General features: G+C 65.8%; 21 protein-coding genes. 4 read left to right on the top strand and 17 right to left on the bottom strand.

Annotated elements, in window-relative coordinates:
* Positions 1-50: 50 nt before the first annotated feature.
* On the top strand, positions 51-866 hold the full coding sequence (gene dapB / locus FLL57_RS21385) for a 4-hydroxy-tetrahydrodipicolinate reductase (protein WP_013500129.1): 816 nt from the start codon (positions 51-53) through the stop codon (positions 864-866).
* 77 nt (positions 867-943) lie between these two features.
* Here the strand turns inward: dapB and gpmI are convergent, their stop codons facing one another.
* The 3 genes from gpmI to FLL57_RS21400 all read right to left on the bottom strand — a co-directional run bounded on the left by gpmI (position 944) and on the right by FLL57_RS21400 (position 4008).
* Complete coding sequence (gpmI, locus tag FLL57_RS21390; protein ID WP_142883957.1) at positions 944-2458, bottom strand: 2,3-bisphosphoglycerate-independent phosphoglycerate mutase; 1515 nt, start codon at positions 2456-2458, stop codon at positions 944-946.
* Positions 2459-2544: 86 nt separating this feature from the next.
* The gene (locus tag FLL57_RS21395; protein ID WP_142884262.1) at positions 2545-3441 is read right to left on the bottom strand and encodes a methylated-DNA--[protein]-cysteine S-methyltransferase; all 897 of its coding nucleotides are present in this window, start codon (positions 3439-3441) and stop codon (positions 2545-2547) included.
* 51 nt (positions 3442-3492) lie between these two features.
* On the bottom strand, positions 3493-4008 hold the full coding sequence (locus tag FLL57_RS21400; RefSeq protein ID WP_047308258.1) for a DUF2244 domain-containing protein: 516 nt from the start codon (positions 4006-4008) through the stop codon (positions 3493-3495).
* A 22-nt stretch (positions 4009-4030) separates the two neighbouring features.
* Between FLL57_RS21400 and nth the strand changes: the two genes are divergently transcribed.
* Positions 4031-4813, top strand: coding sequence for an endonuclease III (nth, locus tag FLL57_RS21405; RefSeq protein WP_047308257.1), 783 nt, complete (start codon positions 4031-4033; stop codon positions 4811-4813).
* Between the two features lie 126 nt (positions 4814-4939).
* On the opposite strand, the gene FLL57_RS21410 is transcribed toward nth, so the two are convergent.
* From FLL57_RS21410 to lepA, 9 genes are all read right to left on the bottom strand, one after another.
* Entirely contained in the window at positions 4940-6505 is a 1566-nt protein-coding gene (locus FLL57_RS21410; RefSeq protein WP_142883958.1) for a S10 family peptidase, read from the bottom strand.
* A gap of 127 nt (positions 6506-6632) precedes the next feature.
* Positions 6633-7559, bottom strand: a complete 927-nt coding sequence (gene bchO / locus FLL57_RS21415; RefSeq protein ID WP_185966168.1) for an alpha/beta fold hydrolase BchO — start codon at positions 7557-7559, stop codon at positions 6633-6635.
* Positions 7560-8229: 670 nt separating this feature from the next.
* Positions 8230-8973, bottom strand: a complete 744-nt coding sequence (locus FLL57_RS21420; RefSeq protein WP_142883960.1) for a sulfate transporter family protein — start codon at positions 8971-8973, stop codon at positions 8230-8232.
* Between the two features lie 89 nt (positions 8974-9062).
* Positions 9063-10895: a bifunctional isocitrate dehydrogenase kinase/phosphatase gene (gene aceK / locus FLL57_RS21425; RefSeq protein ID WP_142883961.1), complete on the bottom strand. Its 1833-nt coding sequence runs from the start codon at positions 10893-10895 to the stop codon at positions 9063-9065.
* Positions 10896-11247: 352 nt separating this feature from the next.
* Positions 11248-12099 carry an alpha/beta fold hydrolase gene (locus tag FLL57_RS21430; RefSeq protein WP_235677178.1) on the bottom strand — a complete coding sequence of 284 codons (852 nt, stop codon included), beginning with the start codon at positions 12097-12099 and terminating at the stop codon, positions 11248-11250.
* 237 nt (positions 12100-12336) lie between these two features.
* Complete coding sequence (locus FLL57_RS21435) at positions 12337-12558, bottom strand: DUF2283 domain-containing protein (RefSeq protein WP_185966169.1); 222 nt, start codon at positions 12556-12558, stop codon at positions 12337-12339.
* 111 nt (positions 12559-12669) lie between these two features.
* Entirely contained in the window at positions 12670-13452 is a 783-nt protein-coding gene (locus tag FLL57_RS21440; RefSeq protein WP_142883963.1) for a hypothetical protein, read from the bottom strand.
* A 6-nt stretch (positions 13453-13458) separates the two neighbouring features.
* Entirely contained in the window at positions 13459-14058 is a 600-nt protein-coding gene (locus tag FLL57_RS21445; protein WP_142883964.1) for a hypothetical protein, read from the bottom strand.
* Positions 14059-14173: 115 nt separating this feature from the next.
* Entirely contained in the window at positions 14174-15985 is a 1812-nt protein-coding gene (gene lepA, locus FLL57_RS21450; RefSeq protein WP_142883965.1) for a translation elongation factor 4, read from the bottom strand.
* Positions 15986-16129: 144 nt separating this feature from the next.
* Here lepA and FLL57_RS21455 point away from each other — a divergent pair, with 144 nt between their 5' ends.
* A complete protein-coding gene (locus FLL57_RS21455; RefSeq protein WP_142883966.1) occupies positions 16130-17668 on the top strand; it encodes a glycosyltransferase family 39 protein in 1539 nt (512 codons plus the stop codon).
* A 7-nt stretch (positions 17669-17675) separates the two neighbouring features.
* Here the strand turns inward: FLL57_RS21455 and FLL57_RS21460 are convergent, their stop codons facing one another.
* The 5 genes from FLL57_RS21460 to FLL57_RS21480 form a co-directional block, all read right to left on the bottom strand.
* Positions 17676-18008: an HPr family phosphocarrier protein gene (locus tag FLL57_RS21460; protein ID WP_013500113.1), complete on the bottom strand. Its 333-nt coding sequence runs from the start codon at positions 18006-18008 to the stop codon at positions 17676-17678.
* Positions 18005-18406, bottom strand: coding sequence for a PTS sugar transporter subunit IIA (locus FLL57_RS21465; RefSeq protein WP_011155923.1), 402 nt, complete (start codon positions 18404-18406; stop codon positions 18005-18007). The genes FLL57_RS21460 and FLL57_RS21465 overlap by 4 nt, the downstream gene beginning before the upstream one ends.
* Before the next feature lie 187 nt (positions 18407-18593).
* Positions 18594-19061 (bottom strand): HPr kinase/phosphorylase, encoded by a 468-nt coding sequence (locus FLL57_RS21470; protein WP_013500112.1) that lies wholly within the window; start codon positions 19059-19061, stop codon positions 18594-18596.
* Positions 19058-20860, bottom strand: a complete 1803-nt coding sequence (locus tag FLL57_RS21475) for a sensor histidine kinase (protein WP_080964180.1) — start codon at positions 20858-20860, stop codon at positions 19058-19060. The genes FLL57_RS21470 and FLL57_RS21475 overlap by 4 nt, the downstream gene beginning before the upstream one ends.
* Positions 20861-20965: 105 nt before the next feature.
* Positions 20966-21667 (bottom strand): response regulator transcription factor, encoded by a 702-nt coding sequence (locus FLL57_RS21480; RefSeq protein ID WP_011155926.1) that lies wholly within the window; start codon positions 21665-21667, stop codon positions 20966-20968.
* A gap of 233 nt (positions 21668-21900) precedes the next feature.
* Between FLL57_RS21480 and FLL57_RS21485 the strand changes: the two genes are divergently transcribed.
* A complete protein-coding gene (locus FLL57_RS21485) occupies positions 21901-22635 on the top strand; it encodes a HugZ family protein (protein WP_013500110.1) in 735 nt (244 codons plus the stop codon).
* Positions 22636-22733 lie beyond the last annotated feature (98 nt).

Here is a 22733-nt window from a genome sequence, read left to right on the forward strand (position 1 = left end):
CCACAGACCGGCCGCTATACGGCGGCGTTCAACATGAGGATGCTGAGCCGATGTCCGAGATGCGCCTGATCGTTGCCGGAGCCGGCGGCCGCATGGGCCGGGCGTTGACCCGTGCCATCAGCGAGACCGACGGCGTGGTGCTGACCGGCGCGCTCGAGTCGCCGAATTCCGAGCTGCTCGGCCAGGACGCCGGCACCCTCGCCGGCCTGCCGGCCAACGGTGTGCTGCTGTCGGCCGACCTGTGGTCGCTGTCGGCGAATGCCGACGGCATCGTCGATTTCACCGTGCCGCAGGCGACCATCGCCAATGTGGCGATCGCGGCGCAGCGCGGTATCGCCCATATCATCGGCACCACCGGACTGTCGGCCTCCGACAACGCGGTGATCCAGAGCGTCACCAATCGTGCCGTGGTGGTGAAGTCCGGCAATATGAGCCTCGGCGTCAATCTGCTGGCCGCCATCGCCAAGCGCGTGGCGCAGTCGCTCGACGACAGCTTCGACATCGAGATCGTCGAAATGCATCACCGCGCCAAGGTCGACGCGCCGTCCGGTACGGCGCTGCTGCTCGGCGAAGCGGTGGCGGCCGGCCGTAAGATCGACCTCGCCACTCACTCCGCGCGCGGCCGCGACGGCCTCACCGGCGCCCGCAAGCCCGGTGACATCGGTTTCGCGTCGCTGCGCGGCGGCACCGTGACCGGCGATCACACTGTCATCTTCGCCGGCGCCTCGGAGCGGATCGAACTCACCCACAAGGCCGAAGACCGCATGATCTTCGCCCACGGCGCCCTGACGGCGGCGCGCTGGGCCAGGGGTCAGAAGCCCGGCCTGTACTCGATGGCCGATGTGCTCGGCCTCGGCGACATCTGAGGTCTGCGCCGATTGGTTGAGCCATCCTGAGGGGGCCGTTCGGCCCGCCCTCGGCAGCGCGCTGTGCTCAATTAATCCTAACCGATCAGCGATTTGCCGGTCATCTCGGTCGGCTGCGGCAACTCCATCAGCTTGAGCAGCGTCGGGGCGAGATCGGAGAGCTGGCCGTCGGACAGCGGGCCGTCGTGGCCGACCAGCAGCACCGGCACCGGATTGGTGGTGTGCGCGGTGTGCGGCCCGCCGGTCTCGGGATCGCGCATCATCTCGCAATTGCCGTGGTCAGCGGTGACCAGCAGCGCGCCGCCGGCGTTGCGGATCGCCGCGACGATACGGCCGAGCTGGGTGTCGACCGTCTCGACTGCCTTGATCGCCGCCGGCAGGCTGCCGGTGTGGCCGACCATGTCCGGATTGGCGAAGTTGAGGACGATCAGGTCGTATTTGCCGGATTCGATCGCCGCGACGGCCTTATCGCCGAGCTCCGGCGCCGACATTTCCGGCTGCAGATCGTAGGTTGCGACCTTCGGCGACGGCACCATGATCCGGTCTTCGCCCGGATAAGGCACTTCCTCCCCGCCATTCAGGAAGTAAGTGACGTGCGGATACTTCTCCGTCTCCGCCATCCGAAGCTGATGCAGGCCGGCGTCGGCGACCACTTGGCCGAGGCCATTCACCAAGCTTTGCGGCGGGAAAATCGTACCCATCAGCGCATCGAGCGCGGTCGAGTACTGTGTCATGCCGACGGCGGCCGCGATCTTCTTCACCTGCTTGCGTGGGAAGCCGGCGAAAGCGGGGTCGAGCAAGGCGGCGAGGATTTCGCGCACCCGGTCGGCGCGGAAGTTGAAGCACAGCACGCCGTCGCCATCGCGCATGCCCTGATAGTCACCGACGACGGCCGGCACGATGAACTCGTCGTTCACCCCGGCCGCATAGCCGTCCGCGATCACCGCGTCGGCGTTCGCAAACCGCGGCCCGTCGGCATCGGCGATCACCCCATAGGCCTTGGACACGCGCTCCCAGCGGTTGTCGCGGTCCATCGCATAATAGCGGCCGCTGACGGTGGCGATCGGCACATTCGGCGGCAGGTCGGCGCGCAGCCGCACGATGTCGTCGACCGCGGATTTCGGCGGCGTATCGCGGCCGTCGGTGAAGGCGTGCAGCACCGTCGGCACGCCGGCCTTGGTCAAGATTTTGGCCAGGGCGCAGGCATGGTCCTGGTGCGAGTGCACGCCGCCGGGCGAGACTAGGCCCATCAGGTGGCAGGTGCCGCCGCTGGCGCGCAATTTTTCGATGAACGTCACCAAACCCGGCGCCCGCTCGATCTCGCCGCTGGCGATGGCGTCGCTGATCCGCGGCAGATCCTGCATCACCACGCGGCCGGCACCGATGTTGAGATGGCCGACCTCGGAGTTGCCCATCTGGCCGTTTGGCAGTCCGACCGATTTGCCGGACGTGCGCAGAAACGCATGCGGGCCGTTGCCCCACAGCGCGTCGAAGGTCGGCGTCTTGGCCTGCAGCACGGCGTTGTCGGCCGGGTCCTCGCGCCACCCCCAGCCATCGAGAATCACGAGCATCACGGGGCGACGGGACTGCATGGCAACGACTTTCCTGGATGTGGGGGACGCCTCAGCGCTCCCCACACCTATGGTCGCCACCCGCCCCCGTCAATCGGCCCTGCGGTTCACTCGCCCCCGAGTCGTCCCGCTTCCCAGCCGATCATCGCCTGCTTGCGCGTCAGGCCCCAGTGATAGCCGGTGAGCGCGCCGCCTTTGCCGAGCGCGCGATGGCACGGCACCACGAACGAGATCGGGTTCTTGCCGACCGCTGCGCCGACCGCGCGCGAGGCTTTCGGCAGGCTGATCTTGGCGGCGATGTCCGAATAGCAGACCGCTTTGCCGAGCGGGATCTTCAGCAGCGTCTCCCACACCCGCACTTCGAAATCGGTGCCAATTAGCACCACTCGCAGCGGCTGTTCTGGGCACCAGTGCGCCGGATCGAAGATCCGCTGCGCCAGCGGCGCGGTGGTGTCCTGATCCGGCACGCAAACCGCGCGCGGCCAGCGCTGCTGCAGATCGACCAGCGCCGTCTGCTCCTCGCCGGGATCGGCGAAGGCGAGACCGGCCAGGCCGCGATCGGACGCGATGATCACCGCCGTGCCGAACGGCGACGGATGGAAGCCGTAGCGCAGGCCGAGCCCGGCGCCGCCGGCCTTCCATTCACCTGGCGACATCGCCTCGTGGGTGACGAACAGATCGTGCAGCCGGCCCGGCCCGGACAGGCCGGATGCCAGCGCGGCGTCGAGCACGCTGGCGGAATCGCGCAGCAGCGATTTGGCGTGGTCGAGCGTCAGCGCCTGCATGAACGCCTTCGGCGTCAGCCCGGCCCAACGCCGGAACAGATGGTGCAACTCGTCGGGCGTCAGGCCGGCGGCGTCGGCGATCGCCTCGATGGTCGGCTGCGCCTTCCACTTCTGCGAGATGAAGGCGATGGCGCGCCGCACGCAGTCGTAATCGGCCAGCGCGGAATCGCGGGCGCCGGGTTTGACGAGGTGGTGGTCGGCAAGGGCGAGGTTCATCATACCGCCGATGTTACCCATCGCGGCGTCCGCCGCCACCCGATTTCCTGGCCTTCAGGGCTGGTACAGCGGACCGCGCCGCGCGGCATCCAGCGCCGCCATCAATGCATTGGCGAAGCTGGCCTTTTCCTCGGCACCGAGGAATCCGGCGATCGCCAGCCGGCGCCCTGAGGAGACCAGATACAGCCGCTCGATCCCGGCCTCGTGGTGGACGATCTTTTCCAGCCGCACCCAGAGCGGGTTCAACACCCATTCGGCCACCTCGCCGCGCGCCGAGGTGCGACGGACCCGCAGTTCGTTGCAGGTCATCGAGATCTCCTCGCTGGCCCGGGCGCGGGCGAAGCTCACCCTGAACGCAATGGCGAGCGCCAGCACGTCCAACCCGAAGAATCCGAATACCGGCCAGGCGCCCATCATCCAGAACGCCAGCCCGGCCGCGAAGCTCACGGTGCCGACCAGCCCGATCAGGATCAGAAATCCGTTGTGACTCAAGGCACGGTGCGGCTTCAGCCGCGCCGAAAACAGTTTCGGCTCTCTCGAATCCGGACCAAGATCAGGTTCTGTCGCCATAGCGGAATATTATACCTCACCCATGCCGAAAACCACCCGCCGCCCCGCCAAGCCGGCCGCCAGGACGCCTGCGACGCCCCCTGCCAAATCCGCCAAGCGCGCCATCACCGCCAAGCCGAAACCAGCGGCCAAGCCGGCGGCGCCCCGCCGCGGTAAGTCCCCGCGCCGCTGGAGTGCAGCCGAAGTGCACGAGGCGTTCAGCCGCTTCGCCAAGGCCAACCCGGAGCCGAAGGGCGAACTCGAACACCTCAACCCGTTCACGCTGCTGGTCGCGGTCGTGCTCTCGGCGCAGGCGACCGACGCCGGCGTCAACAAAGCGACGCGGCCGCTGTTCGCGGTCGCCGACACGCCGCAGAAGATGCTGGCGCTCGGTGAGGACCGGCTGCGCGAGTACATCAAGACCATCGGGCTTTTTCGCACCAAGGCGAAGAACGTGATTGCGCTGTCGCAAAAACTGATCACCGACTTTGGCGGTGAGGTGCCGGACACCCGCGAGGCGCTCGAGACGCTGCCCGGCGCCGGCCGAAAGACCGCCAATGTGGTGCTGAACATGGCGTTCGGTCAGCCGACCATGGCGGTCGATACTCATGTATTCCGGGTTGGTAATCGCACCGGGCTGGCACCCGGCGAAACGCCGCTCGCGGTCGAGCTCGAACTCGAACGGGTGATCCCGGCCGAGTTCATGCAGCACGCCCATCACTGGCTGATCCTGCACGGCCGCTACACCTGCCTCGCGCGCAAGCCGCGCTGCGAGGTCTGCCTGATCGCCGATCTGTGCCGCTGGCCGGAGAAGACGGTGAGTTAGTTCGGACTGTCCTGTGTCCGGGCCCTATCCGTCATTGCGAGCGAAGCGAAGCAATCCAGAGGTCGCGAAGGGTGACCGGGATTGTTTCGTCGCTTTTCTCTTCGCAATAACGAGACCGCCGCCGAACTACTTCATCATCGCCTTCACTTCGTCGTGCAGCGATCGCCGGGCGGTGTCGTCGGCGTAGAACATGTGGCCGCCGGGATAGACGATGTACTTCACGCGTTTGTCCGCCAACGTCGGTGGTAACTGATCGAGGATCATCTGCGTGCCGTAATACGGCACGGCGAGGTCGAACAGGCCGCCGGTGACCAGCACCTGCAGGCTCGGGTCGACGCTGAGAATTTCACGAAGCTGCGTGGTCGATTCCAGCGGCTGGCGGCCGCGGCCGAAATCCCATTGTTCGGCGACCGAGCCGTTGAGCAGCTCGTAGGAGCCGTCGGGCTTCCAGTTCAGCGTGTTGCGGGTGAGATCGACCGCCGCACTGGTCAGCGGTGCGATCAGGGAATCCGCCGACGGATCGCCGAAATGCGCGCCGCTTGAATCCGGGAACGGATCGAGCCCCAGTCTGGCGCCGTCGAACCGCCCGGTGACACGCCCACGGTCGCGATCGAATTCGCGCTGGAATTCGCGGGTATCGAAGCGGCCGGCGAGCCGCCGGCTCACGGTCTTGTCGATCCCGGTCAACGCGGCGACGCGGTCGGCCAGCCGCGTGGTGGCTTCCTTGTCGGCCTCGCCCTTGATCAGATCGGTGATGAATTCGCTGCGCGCGTAACTTTCGACGTCGGCGAGGTCGGCGCGGGTCACCTTGCCCTTCTGTTGCCGCGCCACCGCGGCCAGCGACGGCAGCCGGGCCGCATATTGCAGCAGGCTGCTGCCCGACAGGTCGCGGAAATCGAGTGCCGGTGACACCAGGATCAGGCCGTTGACGCCGATGCCCTGCTTGGTCTGCAGGTTGCGCACCACGCGCGGACCACGGATGCCGCCATAGCTTTCGCCGGCGATGTATTTCGGCGAGGTCAGCCGGTCGTTCTTCTCCAGCCAGCGCCGGATCGCCAGCGCGATCGCCGAAATGTCGCCGTCGACCGAATAGAATTGCTTGCGCACCTCATCGCCGCTGGCAGCGAAACGGCTGTAGCCGGTGCCGACCGGATCGATGAACACCAGATCGGTGAAGTCCAGCCAGGTCTCGGCATTGGCCTGCAGCACCGGCGGCGAAGACGCCACCACGCTGTTGCCGATCGGCAGCCGCCACGGTCCGGCGGCGCCGAGCTGCAGCCAGGCCGAGGATGCGCCGGGTCCGCCGTTGAACAGGAAGGTCACCGGCCGGGTGCGTGCATCGGCGCCGTTGAGCTTGTAGGCGGTGATGGCGATATCGGCCTGCGGCTCGCCTTTGCCGTTGTACAGCCGGATCGATCCGGCTGTGGCGGTGAACGCCAGGGTACGGCCGGGCAGCACGAGGCTGTGCCTGGTGGTGACGTCGGGCGGCAGGCTGCTGAGCTCGGCGCGAGCCGGCGAGGCGTCGGCTTTGCCGGGAGCGGTCTCGGCCTGCTCCGAGCCGGGCTTGGCGCGGTCGGCATGCGGCGCCGCGCGCTGTTCCTGGGCGATTGCGGCGTTCAGGCCCAGCGGCGGCAGCGCGAGCGCCGCGATCAGCACAGCGGCGGGCACGGCGGAGCGGGTCGACAGCGGCATCAGCGTCTCCTTCGACGACGCCCGGCATCGTCGCGGCGTCGGGCATCGGTGGCTCGAATGGTCGGAGGCGACTCTGAGCGCAGGACTGCGTCAGTTTGGCGACGGTGCGGGCGAGGTGCCGCCGTCGTCACTCGGCCGCAGCGAGCTCCGGGGGCAGCGCGCCGTGGTCGCGGGCGAACTCGACGATTAGCCCGGCGACATCCTGCGGGCGTTCCTCATGGGCGAGATGGCCGAGCCCGGGCATGATTACGGTGCGGGCGCCGGGGACCATCGTCTTCACTCGCTCGGCGTCGCTCGACGCGATGGTCCTGTCGTTGCTGCCGGCGATCAGCAGCAGGCGCGGCGCGAGCTGCGGCAGCTCGGCGGCCAGCCGCTCCAGCCGCCATCCCGCCATCATGGTCAGCGCCGCCGCGACATGACCCGGACTGCACACCAGCCGGCGATACAGCTCGACGCCCTGCGGATCGAGCGTCGACCCAGTGTCGGCGATCATCCGTTCCACCATGCCCTGCGTCCGGGCGAACCGCGCCACCAGGCGCGGCACCATCGCGCTTGCCGCCAGCAGCCGCGCCAGCGGCAGCATCCAGCGCCCGGCGCGCCCGCCGATCGGCAGCAGCGCGCCGTTGAGGCTGACGAGCGCGGCCGGCGCGATGCCGCCGTCGAGACACATCCGCGCCAGCACGGCGGCTCCGGCCGAATGCCCGCCCACCACCACCGGACGGTGCCCCAGCGTGTGCAGCAGCGCGGCGAGACCCGACGCCATCCCGTCGAGCGACATCCGGGCGCGCTCGGGCGTTTCGCTGAAGCCGTGGCCGGGAAGGTCGGGCGCGATCACCGTGAAATGCTCGGCGAGCAGCGGCGCCAAGTGCCGCCACGAATGCGTCGACGCGCCGGTGCCGTGAAGTAGCAGCAGTGCGGGGCCATGGCCGATCTGCTGCACGTGCCAGCGCAAGCCGGCCGCACGCACGAAGCTGCTGCCGTGGCGGTTTGGCCAATCGTGTCCGTCACGCTCCCAATCGGGCCCGAGGTCGGACCGGACTGTCGCCGTCGCCATCGACGACGAGGTTTGACGAGGGTCGTGCGCCGGATGAGGGACCAAGCCGATCGTCTCCATGGGGCCGCGAGGAATGGCGGTCCATTGAGACAAACGCAGTCCCGCCCAAGAGTTCCTTCGCCGACCGGATTTCACCACTCCACGCTGCATAAAGGTAATCGGTGCAGATAAGTCGGGCGCCGGCCGCCTCGTGCAACTAACAAGTTGGGCCGCGCGCCGATGCCAGGTTGACAGTCGATACGTCAAGCCTGCGCGACAACGGGCCTAACTAACAGCTTGGTCGTCGTACCGCATTGACACCCGGTGTCAGGCGCGGCCGACAGTTGGTCGCCTCGCGAAGCGGATTTCCGCGGCGTGTCCAATACCCGTCACGACCTGCGCCGGCGCCGCGCCAGGGGTTCTTTCGTGTATCCGCGCTGCGCAAACTAATTGATACTTCACCGCAGCTTGGAACGTCGCGATCCGGTGCGGGTTTCAGCTCTCAGGACGTTCGGTGACCCGCACGGTGTCGTGGTTCCCCTCAGGAGTGCTCAGCGATGAAGATGTCTCACCTTGCGAATTTCCTGATGATGATCGTCGGCGGCGCGGTGCAGGAGGTGTCGTCCGCGGTTCGCCGCAAGCTGCGGAACGTGCCGCAGAACCAATAGGGTCCGTCGCCTCTCCGTGCAGATCAGCGCAGCATGCTGCGCTGATCCGGCGCGATCACTTCGGGGCGCGATCCCGACAGCCGCTTGTGCAGATGCACCATGAAGGCCATGCCGAACAGCGGCGTCGCCAGGTTGACGATCGGGATCGACACGAAGGCGGCGATGATCAGACCGCCGATGAAAACCGTGGTGGCGTTGTCGCGCCGCATCGCCTTGGCTTCCGGCGCAGGACGGAAGCGCATCGCGGCGAGCTCGAAATATTCCCGGCCGAGCAGCCAGGCGGTGGCGACGAAGAATACGATCGCGCCGGCGCCCGCGAAGAACAAAAACGGCAGCGCCACGAGGTAGACCAGAATGGTCAGCAACGCGGTCTTCACCGTCTCCCAGGTGGCGAGGCCGATCGGCAGCGCGACGCCCGGAGCTTCATGCGGATAGGATGCGCGCTCGACCTGCTCGGCGGCTTCGTCGACGAAGATGCCGGCGACTAGCGAGGTCACGGCCGGCATCAGGAACACCGCGCCGACCACGATGCCAAGCCCGGCGGCAATCGACAGCACCCATGACAGGATATTCAGCGGGGTCTGGAAGCCGCCCAGCGCCGCCTCGGCCCAGAGCTCGCTCGATGTGGCGGCCCAGCTCAGCAGTCGCTGCAATCCGATCGCCGCCACCGCGATCAACGCCAGCGCAAAGCCGACCGAGCGCCACAGGATCGAGCGCATCGGCGGCGACAGAATTTGGGTGAGCGCCTTGAAGGCGGCGTCGAGCATGGCGGCGTCCTCGTCCCGGAAAAACAGCCTCGCACAGGTAGAGACCGCACCGATGTTCGGCAAGGGCCGGAACGCTGGGGCGGGCGTGCCTACCGCCGCAGCCGCCGCGACGCCGGATAATTCATCACCTTCGGCACCTTGCCGTCGCGTAGCGCTTGCTGCATCCCTTCCCAATAGTCGGGCTGCATCAACTCGGGGTGCGCGTCGCGGAAGGCGCGGCGCAGGCCGGGATCGTCGATCCGCAGCCCCTCCAGCATCTCCTGCGGACGGAACACCATGCCGTTGTCGAACTCGCCGGGAATCGCGCCGTCGCGCCGCACCGTGACCGAGGTCAGCGGTTCGACCGCGTCGTAGTCGAACAGATACACCTTGCGGATGCGGCTGACGCCGTAATTGCGGCCGTCGAGATCCTTGTTGAAGATGTCGGCCGCGGCGTTGTTCTTGATGCAGTCGCCGAGATTGATCACCGCGGCGCGGGCTTCGGCCGCGGACGCGTTGGCCAGGTACAGCGGCAGCGGCGTCAGCTTGATCTGGACGATCAGATGCCGAAACACCAGTGCGCCGCGATCCAGCGTCACCGTGCCGATTCCGGCTTCCAGCAGTTCGTCGAGCAGATCGGGTGCGAACATCGCGCGGTCGAGCTTGACGTTGGAATAAATGATGTTGTCGAGCATCGAGCCGGCGCGGTCGATCTCGTGCACCAGATTGTACTTGCGAAGAACCTCGTCGAGGCCGTCGAAGTAATCGAATTTGTAGTCGTCGGTCGGATGGTCGCGGATGATCTTCAGCACGTAGGCCGACGACGGCATCGTGAAGGCGATCGCCACCGTGCCCTTGAAGCCGGGGGCGGTGGCGAGCTTCTCCTTGGTCTTGCGGTGCTCGGCCAGGATCTCGGCCATCACCGCGACCTTGCCGAGGTGATGGAAGCCGATGCAGGAATATTGCGTGCCGAGCGGCCGCTTCGGCATCAGCTCGTGGAGCAGCCGGGCCAGTTCGTGGTAGCGCGGATTGGTGGCGTGGTAGTTCGCCAGCGTCGACGAGAACGCATATTGCAGCTCGTCGCTGTCGGTCAGCACCGCGTCGACGACCAGCCCGTCCTTCTCGTTCAGCAACGCGATCAACAGCGGCAGGCTGCGCATCGGCATGTCGCCGCGGTCGCGCAGCTTGATCCGGCCGACCAGGCAGGCGCCGCGATTGCGGAAGAAACCGGAGTCGGCAATCTCGATCTTGACCGGCTCGCCGGGCCGCGGGCTGAGCGGCTCCAGTGCCGTCTCGATTGCCTGCGCGGCGAGCGCGGCGTCGCCGTCGCGATCGCGCCACGGTACGCTGAAGCCGGCGTCGTCGAGAATCCCGGCGATCACCTCGGCGGTGATCGGCAGCGTGGTGGTGGTGGTCTTCAGCACCGCGGCGGCTGAAATGGTGCGCCGCGCGGTGGCGCCGGCGTCGTAGGACACCGGCCGCCATTCGTCGCTCACCAGCTTGCGGCGCAGCGACTGCCAGAACGCAAAGGCGAAATCGGCCTCGTAGCGGCCCTCGATCGCAGCCAGCAGTTCGGCCTCTGCGGCCGGCCAGAGTTGTTCGTCGGTGGTCAGCTCCGGCAGCCCGGCCTTCAGCAGCGGCACGAGCTGGTCGATGCAGGCGGTGTACAGCCCGATCCGGATCTTCGACAGCCGTACCGTCACCGGCCAGTCGCGCGCCTCGAACGCGGCCTGCGCCAGCGCCGGAATCCGGCGCGACACCGCGTAATAATTGTCGAACGCCGACAGCACCACGCGCGCCAAGAGGCGCGCCTGATCGTCGGGATCGTCGGTGCGGTACAGCGCGTCGAGCAGATCGAAATCCGGCTCGGCGATCCGCGTGGCGTGCTCGATCTCGGCGGCGCCGAGCGGCCGGGCGCGGGGGTGGGAAATGGTGGCGGTCATTGCGTCGCGGGGTCAGCGCATCTCGTCATCTGGCGCCTCGGGTGGCTCGCCGGCGCCAGCATTTCAGCCAGCCGCCGGACCGAACCACCGGGGCGATTGGGCCATCATGGGGACTTTGGCGCGTCAAAGCGTGATCTGACGCAAAACACCCCCCGCCGAAAGACGGATGCGACAATCTGCCGGGGCGGTTAGGCGTGCAGTCGAGCGGTCTGAGTGACCGAGGTTGGCCGATCAGCGGGTGAGGCAGAGGACCAGCAACCGCGCGGTGTCCAGCCTGCCCGCGTGACGTCTTTGGGCTTCCAATATCACCGGGTGCGACAGCTATGACGCCGTCGCCCCGCTTCAGCCTGCCTCATGGCTGCGCGGGTGGCGGAGCGACGGAGGCGTTCGGCTCGATCTTCGGGGTCACGGTCTCGTTGGTCTCGAAGAACGTCAGCGCCGCTGCCGAGAAGCCGTCGGGGGTCTCGTACATCAGATGGTGCGTGGCGCCCTTGAACTGGACCAGCCACGCTCCCGGAATCGCGGAGGCGATCGTCTTCGAGCTGTCGGTGCCGACCACATCGTCGGCGGTGCCGACCACCAGCATCACCTGATTGGGGATCGCCGGCAGCTTGTCGAGCGGGGTCTTCCAGTGAGTAGTGGCTTCGACCTGCCGCGCCACGATCGGGTCGGCCGGCACCCTTCCGTGCAGCGCCTTGGCGACGTTGCTGCCGTCGGTCGAGGTGGCGTGGATCAGCGCCTTGTTGAAGCGGGTGGGATATTCCAGCAGCAGTTCCTGGGTGATGGTGCTGCCCATCGAATAGCCGAGCACGTCGCTGCGTTCGACCTTGAGCGCGTCGAGCAGGCCGATCACGTCGGCGGCGAACAACGGATAGCTGAAGGTGGTGTCGTTGGCGGTCGAGTGCCCCATGCCGCGATTGTCCATCAGGATCAGCTGATGGTTCTTCGACAGCGCCTCGACCACCTGGGGCGGCCAGTTCTCGGCGGTGCCGCCGAGCCCCATGATCATCACCATCGGCGCGCCCTGGCCGATCAGCCTGTAGCCGATCGAGATGCCGTTGGCGTCGACCTGATAGATCGTGCGACCGCCCGCGTCCTGGCCGATCGCCTTGCCGGCCGGTGCGATCGGATCGGCGAGGGCGGAGGTTGCGGTGAGCAGGAGTGCGACGATACCAGGAGCGAGCAAGCGAGCGAGCTTGGCCATACGAATCACCATGCAACGATTCGATCCGTCGCCGGATAGCAGGAAGCGCGCCAAGCGTCGTTGCGGCTAAAGTGGCAAGAGTGCTACGGCGGATCGTCGAAATCGCCGTCCCACACCCAACCCTCGAGGTCGCAATTTGCCTCGATCCAGTCGTCGATCGCATCGTTCTCAGGATGCCGCGCCATCAGCTTGGCTTGCGCCCGAAGGTCCTCAAGCTCGCTCTCGGAAAACCTTGGGCTATTCGGCCGCGGCGCTGCGGGATCTGTTGGGCAGACCGGCTTTTTTCCAGTCTCCGGGCGCCAATACCCTGCTGGCGGACAAGATCTCGATGCCAAGGACGCGCCCTTCCGCATCAACGTCGTAGATGAAAGGCCCGGCTTCCAACGTTTCCGCGAACGTGCCCTTACCGACGGTGATATAAACCGCATCGGCCTTGGGATCATAGCTTGAATCAATCATGATCTTGGCCTCGCGCCGCTATCTGGATGACCGCGATAGGAGGGGCGTCCATTCCCGCATGTCGCTGCGCTCATGCGGGCTACTTTCTGCTACTTGCTGCAAAATCTACTTCTAAAGAAGGAGTTTGCTAGCAAGATTCTCCCTAATTCGCCTCGATCCTAGATCGGTTAAACGGTAATTTCCGTTAGAAAGCTGAATCACCTGCCGGCAATCTGGCGCAGAGAGCTTCTGAAGAGACTTCGTGACTGACGGTGGAGAAAGTTGAGCTGCCTGCCCAATTTTGGATCGGGAGAAGCCGTGCTCACCTCCGTAGTGAAGGATGATAAGAATTTCCTCGTCTGCTGTGAGGTCAGTTCGTTGGACGAGGATTTTGTCTTCAAATACACCGACGGCGGGAACGTCGAACTGAAGAAGCTCTCTAATCGCCTTAGCTGCGACCTCTCGATCGCCTCTCCAGAAAAGGCGCAGCATTTCGTTCATTACCCAACGAACTAACTCGATAACAAGTTTCGAGTCCATGTGGTTTGGGGTATATGTTGGCGATATATGAACAGCGCCTCTCTGGCTCCTGAATTTGTAAACAGTTCGAAGAACTCTGATAACGTGCAAGGCGTCATGCCTTGGAATGATCTTGTGAGTGTTGGTGTCGTTTTCTACGTACTTCGCACAGTCGTCGAAACCTTTGGAAAGACTGACATTTCCTGAATCCACACAATAAACAATTCTTCCAGCAACCTCCGCGAACTGTCCGCCATCAAGCTGGCTCGGTTCCCAGTCACGCTGAATGAAGCGACGCTCAGCTGAGACAAACTCGTCTAACAACTGAGTGCAAAGCAGGCGATCGAGTGGCGGGCTTAGCTCCGCTAGTAATCGCTGCTTCTCAATTAATGCCATATGATATTAAGTTTGGCCGAGAGCCTCGCCGACCAAGTTCTGTGCTTGTCGACGGCCTTCTTCTGTCAGAAACCAAACGGGGGGAGTCTTCGTCGTGTCCTCTCCAACGGGAGCAGGTGATGACGCCTTTAGCTTGCCCAAATCTCGGCCGACATTTCCCGTTTGGACCATCCCAGCTTGCTTGAAGTGCTTATTGAAGGTCTCTGAAATGATTCTGCTCGAGAGTTCGTTCTGTTGCGCGACTTCCCCAGTCACATAGAGCAGCCAAATCGCCTTTTGGGATGTTTTCCATTGTTGTTTAGGGCTCCCGAACTGCTCCGGTGAATGCCTGAAGTCGATTGCCTTAGGTGCTTCACTGGGAGCGGCCTGAGAACTACTATTGACCTTCTTTCGGCCCCTCCGCGCCGGATTGGTCGTCGGTAAGGTTGCCACCGGTGATGGTGCACTATCAAATGTCGACTCGCCGTCGATGATCGCGCCCACCGGCCGCATCATCCCTGCAATCTGCTGGCCGATTGCTTGGCTCATAACCGATGCGTCTTCGCGTGAACCTTCTATCTCTAGCTTCAGGCCCTGTAATTCCATCTTGATTCGAAACTTAGACATGACCGCTGCCCTGCTGTTGACCTAGTCATTGCAAGCAAGGGTTGCCGAGTCGCGCTAAACGATCAAGAACAAAAAACGAACTGGCGCGATGGGAGTGGGAAAACTTGAATAGTCCTCACCCATCCACCTTCAGCGCCGCAATGAACGCCTCTTGCGGGATGTCGACCTTGCCGAACTGCCGCATCTTCTTCTTGCCCTCCTTCTGCTTCTCCAGAAGTTTGCGCTTTCTCGTGATGTCGCCGCCGTAGCATTTGGCGGTGACGTCCTTGCGCAGGGCGCGGACGGTTTCGCGGGCGATCACCTTGCCGCCGATCGCCGCCTGGATCGGGATCTGGAACATGTGCGGCGGGATCAGCTCTTTCATCTTCTCGACCATGGCGCGGCCGCGGCCTTCGGCGCGCGTCCGGTGCACCAGCATCGACAGCGCGTCGACCGGCTCGGCGTTGACCAGGATCTGCATCTTGACGAGATCTGCCGGCTTGTAGTCGGTGAGGTGATAGTCGAACGAGGCGTAGCCCTTCGACACGCTCTTCAGCCGGTCGTAGAAGTCGAACACCACCTCGTTGAGCGGCAGGTCGTACTTCACCATCGCGCGGGCGCCGACGTAGGTCAGTTCCTTCTGATTGCCGCGGCGGTCCTGGCACAGCTTCAGCACGCTGCCGAGATATTCGTCGGGCGTCAGGATGGTGGCTTCGATCCACGGCTCCTGAATCTCGGCGATCTTGACCACGTCCGGCATGTCGACCGGGTTGTGGATCTCCATCTCGGTGCCGTCGGTGAGTTTCATGTGATAGATCACGCTCGGCGCGGTCGCGATCAGGTTGAGATCGAACTCGCGGCTCAGCCGCTCCTGGATGATCTCCAGATGCAACAGGCCCAGGAAGCCGCAGCGGAAGCCGAAGCCGAGCGCGGCTGAGGTTTCCATCTCGAACGAGAAGCTGGCGTCGTTCAGTCGCAACTTGCCCATCGCGCCGCGCAGCGTTTCGAAATCGTCGGCGTCGACCGGGAACAGGCCGCAGAACACCACAGGGATCGCCGGCTTGAAGCCGGGCAGCATCTCGGTGATCGGCTTCTTGTCGTCGGTGATGGTGTCGCCGACGCGGGTGTCGGCGACTTCCTTGATCGCCGCGGTGATGAAGCCGACCTCGCCGGGGCCGAGCTCGTCGACATTGACCATCTTGGGCGTGAAGAAGCCGACCCGCTCGACGTCGTAAGCGGCGCCGGTGCCCATCATCCGGATGCGCTGGCCCTTCTTGAGCACGCCGTCGACCACGCGCACCAGCACCACGACGCCGAGATAGACGTCGTACCAGCTATCGACCAGCAGCGCCTTCAGGGTCGCTTCGCGGTCGCCCTTCGGCGGCGGCAGCCGGGTGACGATCGCCTCCAGCACGTCGGGCACGCCGAGGCCGGTCTTGGCCGAGATCATCACCGCGTCGGAGGCGTCGAGGCCGATGACGTCCTCGATCTGCTGCTTGATCTTCTCCGGCTCGGCGGCCGGCAGGTCGACCTTGTTGAGCACCGGGACGATTTCGTGATTGGCGTCGAGCGCGTGATAGACGTTGGCGAGCGTCTGCGCCTCGACGCCCTGGCTGGCGTCGACCACCAGCAGCGAGCCCTCGCAGGCGGCCAGCGACCGCGACACTTCGTAGGCGAAGTCGACGTGGCCGGGCGTGTCCATCAGATTGAAGATGTAGTCCTTGCCGTCCTTGGCGCGGTAGTTCAGGCGCACGGTCTGCGCCTTGATGGTGATGCCGCGCTCGCGCTCGATGTCCATCGAATCGAGCACCTGCTCCTTGCCGGCCATTTCACGGTCGGACATGCCGCCGGTGATCTGGATCAGGCGGTCGGCGAGCGTCGACTTTCCATGGTCGATATGGGCGACGATGGAGAAGTTGCGGATGTTGTCGATCGGGACGGTGGTCATGGCCGCGAGATAGCACCCGGACTCCGGCCCGGCAAGGCGAACGGACGGCGCAAAGCTCCGAAAAACCGCCGGTTTTGCCGCGCTTGACGGGGCCGGCCGAAGCGGATGATGTCCGCCGCGCTACGCCTCCAGCCCAGGGCCCGGATGTCCGCCAAGTCCCCTCCCCGCCGCGCATTCGCCCCGCTGACGCGCTGGCTCGATGCCCTGCTCGATCCCAAGCGGCAGGAGCTTACCGTCGTCTGGACGCTGCTTGCCTATATGGCGATCTGGACGGCCTATCGGATCATCGCCACCTGGCCGCGCGATCTGCATGCCGACGAGACCGAGCTGTACGGCTGGTCGCGGGATCTGGCGCTCGGTACCGACAAGCACCCGCCGTTCTCGGCCTGGGTGGCGCGCGCCTGGTTCACGCTGGTTCCGCCGTCCGATCTGTCGGTTCACCTGCTGGCGACCGCCAATATCGCGCTGACGCTGTACATCGCCTGGCGGACGATGCGCCGCTACATGGACGCCGACAAGTCGCTGTTCGGGCTGGCGCTGCTGACGCTGATCCCGTTCTTCAATTTCATTGCGCTGAAATACAACGCCAATGCGGTGCTGCTGCCGCTGTGGGCGCTGACCATCCATTGTTTCCTGCGGGCGCTGGAAGGCCGCGCCGCGCTGTGGGCGGCGCTTGCGGGGGTGTTCGCCGGTGCTTCGATGCTCGGCAAATACTGGTCGATCGTGCTGGTTGTCGCGCTCGGGCTGGCGGCGCTGATCGACCCGCGGCGCGGCCGGTTCTTCGGATCAATGGCGCCGTGGCTGATGATCCTGTGCGGCGGCGCGGTGCTGGCGCCGCATCTGTGGTGGCTCTACGCCCACGACTTCCCGACGCTGTCCTACGCGGAGGCGCACGAGGCCGGCAGCTTCGCCGACAATCTGCGCGACACGCTGGGCTATCTGGCCGGCTGCGTCGGCTATGCGGCGGTGGCGCTGATCGTCGCGGCGCTGCTGCTGCGGCCGTCGCGCGCGGCGCTGGCCGACATCGCCTGGCCGGCCGATCCGCAGCGTCGCACCATCCTGATCGCGCAGGTGCTGCTGATCGTCGCCGCGGTGCCGGTGGCGCTCGTCACCGGCATCCGCATCGTGCCGCTGTGGGCGATGCCGGCCTACACGCTGCTGCCGATCGTGCTGTTGGCCTCGCCGCTGATCGCGGTCGGGCGAGAGACGGTGCGGCGCGGCCTGATCGTCGCCTCCGCGGTGTCGCTCGGCTCGCTGGCGCTGTCGCCGGCGGTGGCGCTGGTGATTCATCTCAGCGATCCGCCGGGACCGTTCGAATACGCCTCGCTGCTGGCCGAGCATGTCGAGCGCGAATGGCGCCGGAACAGCGACCGGCCGGTGCCGCTGGTCGCAGGCGAAACCGTGCTGGCCGGCAACACCGCCTTTTATCTGCGCACCGACACCAAGGGCTTCGAAACGGCGGATGTCGCGGCGCTGAAGCAGCGGGCCGAGGCGAATGGTGCCGTGCTGGTGTGTCCGGCGGACAATGGCGGTTGCATCGCCACCGCCGAGCGGATCGTCGCCGGCCAGCCGCAGATCCTGCGCGGCAAGGTGTGGCTCAGCCGGCCGCTGTTCGGCCAGCCCGGCGGGCGGGTGAGCGACGTATTCTTTCTGGTGCTGCCGGCGGGGACGAGCGCCAAATAGGGGCGGCTTATTCTTCTTCGCCGAACTTCGAGCCCATCAGCTCGGTGATCGCGTCCAGCGCCTGGCGGGCTTCGGGGCCGCTCGCCGAGACTGTCACGGTGGTGCCGATCCCGGCCGCCAGCATCATCAGCCCCATGATCGAGGTGCCGCCGACGGTCTCGCCGTTGCGGGTGACCCAGACCTCGGCGTTGAAGCGCTCGGCCATCTGCACGAATTTGGCGGAGGCCCGCGCATGCAGGCCGCGCTTGTTGATGACCGGAATCTCACGGGAAATCTTTTCGGCGGAAGCGCCGGCGGCATGGTCCGGTTCGGAGCCGGGCTGGGGCGCGTCCGCGATCATTTTCCGGCCAACACCCTGCTGGCGATGGTGACGTACTTGCGCCCGGCCTCCTGAGCCAGCGCGATCGCCTCGGGCAGCGAGCGCTCCTCACGGACTTTGGCGAGCTTCACCAGCATAGGTAAATTGATGCCGGCGAGCACTTCGACCTTCGGGCGGCTCATGCAGGAAATCGCCAGGTTGGACGGCGTTCCGCCGAACATGTCGGTCAGGATCGCCACGCCCTCACCGCTGTCGACGCGATTGACCGCCTCGATAATGTCGCTGCGGCACAGATCGGCGTCGTCTTCGGCGCCAATCGTGACGGCTTCGATTTGTTGTTGTGGCCCCATCACGTGTTCCAGCGCTGCCTTGAACTCGTCGGCGAGGCGCCCGTGGGTCACAAGTACCAGACCAATCATCGGAAACTCCTCGCGGGTGCTTTTGGTGCACCGCGCGAACCGGTCACTTTGACCATCCAGAGCCCCTATGCAAGGGGGTCTGCGCGATTCCCCGACGAAGGCAAGGCGCTGAGGAGCTGCGGCAAGGCCGTTCAGTGACGATTGTTGGGCTGATATAGTTACTAAATCGCTGAGAACAAACCTGCAATCAGGCTTCGTCGCCGGTTGCGTCGGTTGTCGTCAGGGCGGCCACCACCAAGGGTAGCGGATCGTAGCCGGCGCCGACCGCGACCCGCGGCAATTGGACGCCGCCGATTTCGGTCCATAGCGCTGCAGCTTCGGGCATCCGCGACGCATCCGCAGCCTGAAGATCGACCACCAGCCCGGCGACGGCGGCTGCGGCGGCCGCGGTCCGTCGTAGCCCGAGGCCGCGGATCTCGATCAGCCCGGCCAGCCCGGGCACCTGACGAACCGTCAGCCGTCCGTGCTCCGGCTCCAGAACCACCCGGTCGTCGCCGATCAGTTCGGCTGGCGGGATCTGGCCGGCGCGGCCCGCCATGATCAGCGCCCAGGCGAGCCTGGATTTGCCCGAGCCGGACGCGCCGCGAATCACCACGGCGTGGTCGCCGACCTTGACGGCCGAGGCGTGGACGGTGCGGGGCGACGCCGCGGTCATTTGGCCGGCAGCCGCACGACGAAGCGGGCGCCGGCGACGGTCGGCTCGCCGTCTTCGCCGCGCGGACCGACGCGGTTCTCGGCCCAGATCCTGCCGCCATGGGCCTCGACGATCTGCTTGGAGATCGACAGGCCGAGGCCGGAATTCTGGCCGAAGCCCTGGTGCGGCCGGTCGGTGTAGAAGCGCTCGAAGATCTTCTCCAGCGCGTCCTCGCGGATGCCGGGGCCCTCGTCCTCGACGATGATCTCGATCTCGGCCTTGCGGCGGCGGCACAGGATGCGGACCTTGCCGCCTTCGCAGGAAAACGACTGCGCGTTGGACAGCAGGTTGGAGATCACCTGACCGAGCCGGGAGTCATGGCCCGGCACCGAGAACTGGTCGGAGGCCGGACCGTCGAACTTGACCTCGACCATGGTGCTGTGGCCGAGCCTCGTCTCGTTGGCGACCAGCGTCAGCGTCGTCAGCAGCCTCCGCAGATCGACCTGGGCGGCGTCCTGGCGCTGCAATTCGGCGTCGAGCCGGCTGGCGTCGGAAATGTCGGAGATCAGCCGGTCGAGCCGTTTGACGTCGTGCTCGATCACGCTCAGCAGCCGCGCCCGGCTGTTGTCGGTCTTGGCCAGCGGCAGCGTCTCCACCGCCGAGCGCAGCGAGGTCAGCGGGTTCTTCAGCTCGTGCGACACGTCGGCGGCGAACCGCTCGATCGCCTCGATGCGGTTGTAAAGCGAATCCGTCATGTCGCGCAGCGCGCCCGACAGATGCCCGATCTCGTCACGGCGCTTGGTGAAGTCGGGAATCTCGACCCGGGCGCGAATGCGGCGCCGGACCCGCTCGGCGGCGTCGGCCAGCCGTCGCACCGGGCCGGCGATGGTCGAGGCCAGCAGCACCGACAGCACGAACATCACCACCGCGGCGACGCCGAACACCTTGAGGATCGCCAGCCGCTCGGCGGTCACCATTTGGTCGATGTCGTCGCCCTGGGTCGACAGCATCAGCGAGCCGTAGATCGCCCGGAAGCGCTGCACCGGCACCGACACCGAGACGATCACCTCGCCGCGGTCGTTGATCCGCACCATGCTGCTCTTGTGGCCTTTGAGCGATTGCGCGACCTCCTGATAGCCGTTGCCGTTCTCCGGCCCGAGCTCGCGATACAGCGGCAGGTCGCCGCGATTGAACCAGGTTCGGATCGCGATCATCGCCCGCTCGACGATGCCGGGCTTCTCCGCCGTCGGCGGCGGCAAATCGAACCGCATCACGTCGCCGCGGCCGTACAGGCTGCGGCTGTCGAGGATCAGCACACCGTCGCGGTCGTAGATCCGGGCGCGGGTCTTGGTCGGCGAGATCAGCCGCCGCAGCACCGGCGCGACGCGCTCGGGATTGATCGGAAAGTCCAGCAGCGCGTACTCGTCCGGCGGGCCGTAGCTTTCGCCGGTCTTGAGGTCGAGCAGCCGGTCGGGATCGATGGTGATGGTGTTGGTTTCGACCGTGGCCGACGCGGCGATCGCGCCGGCGATGATCTCGGCCTGCACCAGCAGGCTCTGGGCGCGGGCGTCGATCAGGCCGGCGCGGAATTGCGACAGGTACAGGATGCTCGTCGACAGCGCGAGCAGGCCGGCGAGGTTCAGCGACAGAATTCGCCGCGTCAGGCTGGAGAAGCTGAGCGTGAAGAAGAACTGCCCGGTGCGGCGCACCCAGTCGAGCGGCCGCGGCCAGCGGCGGCCGCGCGCCGGAGTCTCGTCGCGCGACGAGGAGGCGTCCTCGGTGTCGCGCATATCTGGATCAGGCGAGGTGCGATCTAGCAATGGCCATCAGCCCGATGGTTGCCGACACGCGCATGGCGCGCGTCGCGGAGTGTAGCGCAATGCGGCGACATCGTCAGCCGCAGCGCCGGCGGCACGCCGCCCCGATCAGATTTCCTTGAAACGATAGCCGACGCCGTACAGCGTCTCGATCATCTCGAACTCGTCGTCGACCGCCTTGAACTTCTTGCGCAGCCGCTTGATGTGGCTGTCGATGGTGCGGTCGTCGACATAGACCTGATCGTCGTAGGCGGCGTCCATCAGCGCGTTGCGGCTCTTCACCACGCCGGGCCGGGTCGCGAGCGCCTGCAGGATCAGGAATTCGGTGACGGTGAGGGTCACCGGCTCGTTCTTCCAGGTGCAGGTATGCCGCTCCGGGTCCATCCGCAGCGGACCGCGGTCGAGCGCCTTGGCGTCGTTTTCCTTCGGGGCGGCGGCGGGGTCTTTCGGCGCCGAACGCCGCAGTACCGCCTTGACGCGTTCGACCAGCAGACGTTGCGAGAACGGTTTGCGGATGAAATCGTCGGCGCCCATCTTCAGGCCGAACAGCTCGTCGATCTCCTCATCCTTGGAGGTCAGGAAGATCACCGGCAGATCGGACTTCTGCCGCAACCGCCGCAGCGTCTCCATGCCGTCCATCCGCGGCATCTTGATATCGAGGATGGCGAGGTCGGGCGGCGTGGTGCGGAAGCCGTCGAGCGCCGAGGCGCCGTCGGTGTAGGTCATGATCCGGTAGCCTTCGGCTTCCAGCGCGATCGACACCGAGGTCAGGATGTTGCGGTCGTCGTCGACCAAAGCGATTGTAGGCATGAAGCTTCTTTCCGAAACGGCGTGGCGAGACAGCGAAACGATTCGGCGATCCGCGGTGTGAGGTGGCCCAGAAAGCACAGTCAACCAGCAATGCAAGCTGGGCTGAAATGTGGCCGGTTCCGAATTCGCGCGATCGGCCCATGCGGGGGCTGATATATGCCGCATTTTCAGACCGCAAAGGGGCTTGAAGCCAATCATTGGCAGAAACTAAGCCCCAGCAGACAGGTGTTTCGATGCAGCCGACCTCCGAATTCAGCGCCCCGAAGCTCGCCAAATCGCTGCTGCGCCGCCGCCGCGAGGGGGCGCTGGCGACGCTGATGCAGTCCGGCGGTGCGCCGTATTGCTCGCTGGTCAATCTCGCCAGCCATCCCGATGGCTCGCCATTGCTGCTGATCTCGCGGCTGGCGGTTCACACCCGAAACCTGTTGGCGGACCCGCGGGTGTCGCTGATGCTGGACGAGCGCGCCGCCGGCGATCCGCTGGAGGGCGCACGGATCATGTTGCTCGGCACCGCCGTCGAGGCCGGCGCCGACGATGGCCCGCTATGGCGGCGGCGCTACCTCGCGGCGCATCCGGCGGCGGAGGGCTACATCGACTTCGCCGACTTTTCGCTGTTCAAAATCGAAACCTCGGGTCTTCATCTGGTCGCCGGGTTCGGCCGGATCCTCGACCTCGCGCCGGACCGCTACCTGACCGACCTGCGCGGTGCCGAAGCGCTGCTCGACGTGGAGGCCTCCGCGGTCGCGCACATCAACGCGGATCATTCAGGTACGATGAAGCTGTATGCCACCCAGCTACTCGGCGCCGCCGAAGCCGACTGGCGGTGCACCGGAATCGATCCCGAAGGCCTCGATCTGCAATGCGGCCGTGCGACACTGCGGCTCGACTTTCCGGACCGCGTCGAAAATCCTGTTGCATTGCGGGACATGCTGAAACGCATGGCTGACATTGCCCGCAAAGCGGAATGACTTGAGCCAGCGCAATGTCGATCGGCGGTAAACGAAATACTGCCGGCCGGGTTGGCAAAGCCCTCGTTCGCCACTATTCAGTCGCCCCACCGGAGCCG

Source organism: Rhodopseudomonas palustris (genome assembly GCF_007005445.1).
In the GTDB taxonomy this organism is placed as follows: Bacteria; Pseudomonadota; Alphaproteobacteria; order Rhizobiales; family Xanthobacteraceae; genus Rhodopseudomonas; species Rhodopseudomonas palustris_G.

Coding starts and splice junctions, on each gene's coding strand:
- dapB (WP_013500129.1), top strand. CDS start 51: ATGTCCGAGATGCGCCTGATCGTTGCCGGAGCCGGCGGCCGCATGGGC.
- gpmI (WP_142883957.1), bottom strand. CDS start 2,458: ATGCAGTCCCGTCGCCCCGTGATGCTCGTGATTCTCGATGGCTGGGGG.
- FLL57_RS21395 (WP_142884262.1), bottom strand. CDS start 3,441: ATGATGAACCTCGCCCTTGCCGACCACCACCTCGTCAAACCCGGCGCC.
- FLL57_RS21400 (WP_047308258.1), bottom strand. CDS start 4,008: ATGGCGACAGAACCTGATCTTGGTCCGGATTCGAGAGAGCCGAAACTG.
- nth (WP_047308257.1), top strand. CDS start 4,031: ATGCCGAAAACCACCCGCCGCCCCGCCAAGCCGGCCGCCAGGACGCCT.
- FLL57_RS21410 (WP_142883958.1), bottom strand. CDS start 6,505: ATGCCGCTGTCGACCCGCTCCGCCGTGCCCGCCGCTGTGCTGATCGCG.
- bchO (WP_185966168.1), bottom strand. CDS start 7,559: ATGGCGACGGCGACAGTCCGGTCCGACCTCGGGCCCGATTGGGAGCGT.
- FLL57_RS21420 (WP_142883960.1), bottom strand. CDS start 8,973: ATGCTCGACGCCGCCTTCAAGGCGCTCACCCAAATTCTGTCGCCGCCG.
- aceK (WP_142883961.1), bottom strand. CDS start 10,895: ATGACCGCCACCATTTCCCACCCCCGCGCCCGGCCGCTCGGCGCCGCC.
- FLL57_RS21430 (WP_235677178.1), bottom strand. CDS start 12,099: ATGGCCAAGCTCGCTCGCTTGCTCGCTCCTGGTATCGTCGCACTCCTG.
- FLL57_RS21435 (WP_185966169.1), bottom strand. CDS start 12,558: ATGATTGATTCAAGCTATGATCCCAAGGCCGATGCGGTTTATATCACC.
- FLL57_RS21440 (WP_142883963.1), bottom strand. CDS start 13,452: ATGGCATTAATTGAGAAGCAGCGATTACTAGCGGAGCTAAGCCCGCCA.
- FLL57_RS21445 (WP_142883964.1), bottom strand. CDS start 14,058: ATGTCTAAGTTTCGAATCAAGATGGAATTACAGGGCCTGAAGCTAGAG.
- lepA (WP_142883965.1), bottom strand. CDS start 15,985: ATGACCACCGTCCCGATCGACAACATCCGCAACTTCTCCATCGTCGCC.
- FLL57_RS21455 (WP_142883966.1), top strand. CDS start 16,130: ATGTCCGCCAAGTCCCCTCCCCGCCGCGCATTCGCCCCGCTGACGCGC.
- FLL57_RS21460 (WP_013500113.1), bottom strand. CDS start 18,008: ATGATCGCGGACGCGCCCCAGCCCGGCTCCGAACCGGACCATGCCGCC.
- FLL57_RS21465 (WP_011155923.1), bottom strand. CDS start 18,406: ATGATTGGTCTGGTACTTGTGACCCACGGGCGCCTCGCCGACGAGTTC.
- FLL57_RS21470 (WP_013500112.1), bottom strand. CDS start 19,061: ATGACCGCGGCGTCGCCCCGCACCGTCCACGCCTCGGCCGTCAAGGTC.
- FLL57_RS21480 (WP_011155926.1), bottom strand. CDS start 21,667: ATGCCTACAATCGCTTTGGTCGACGACGACCGCAACATCCTGACCTCG.
- FLL57_RS21485 (WP_013500110.1), top strand. CDS start 21,901: ATGCAGCCGACCTCCGAATTCAGCGCCCCGAAGCTCGCCAAATCGCTG.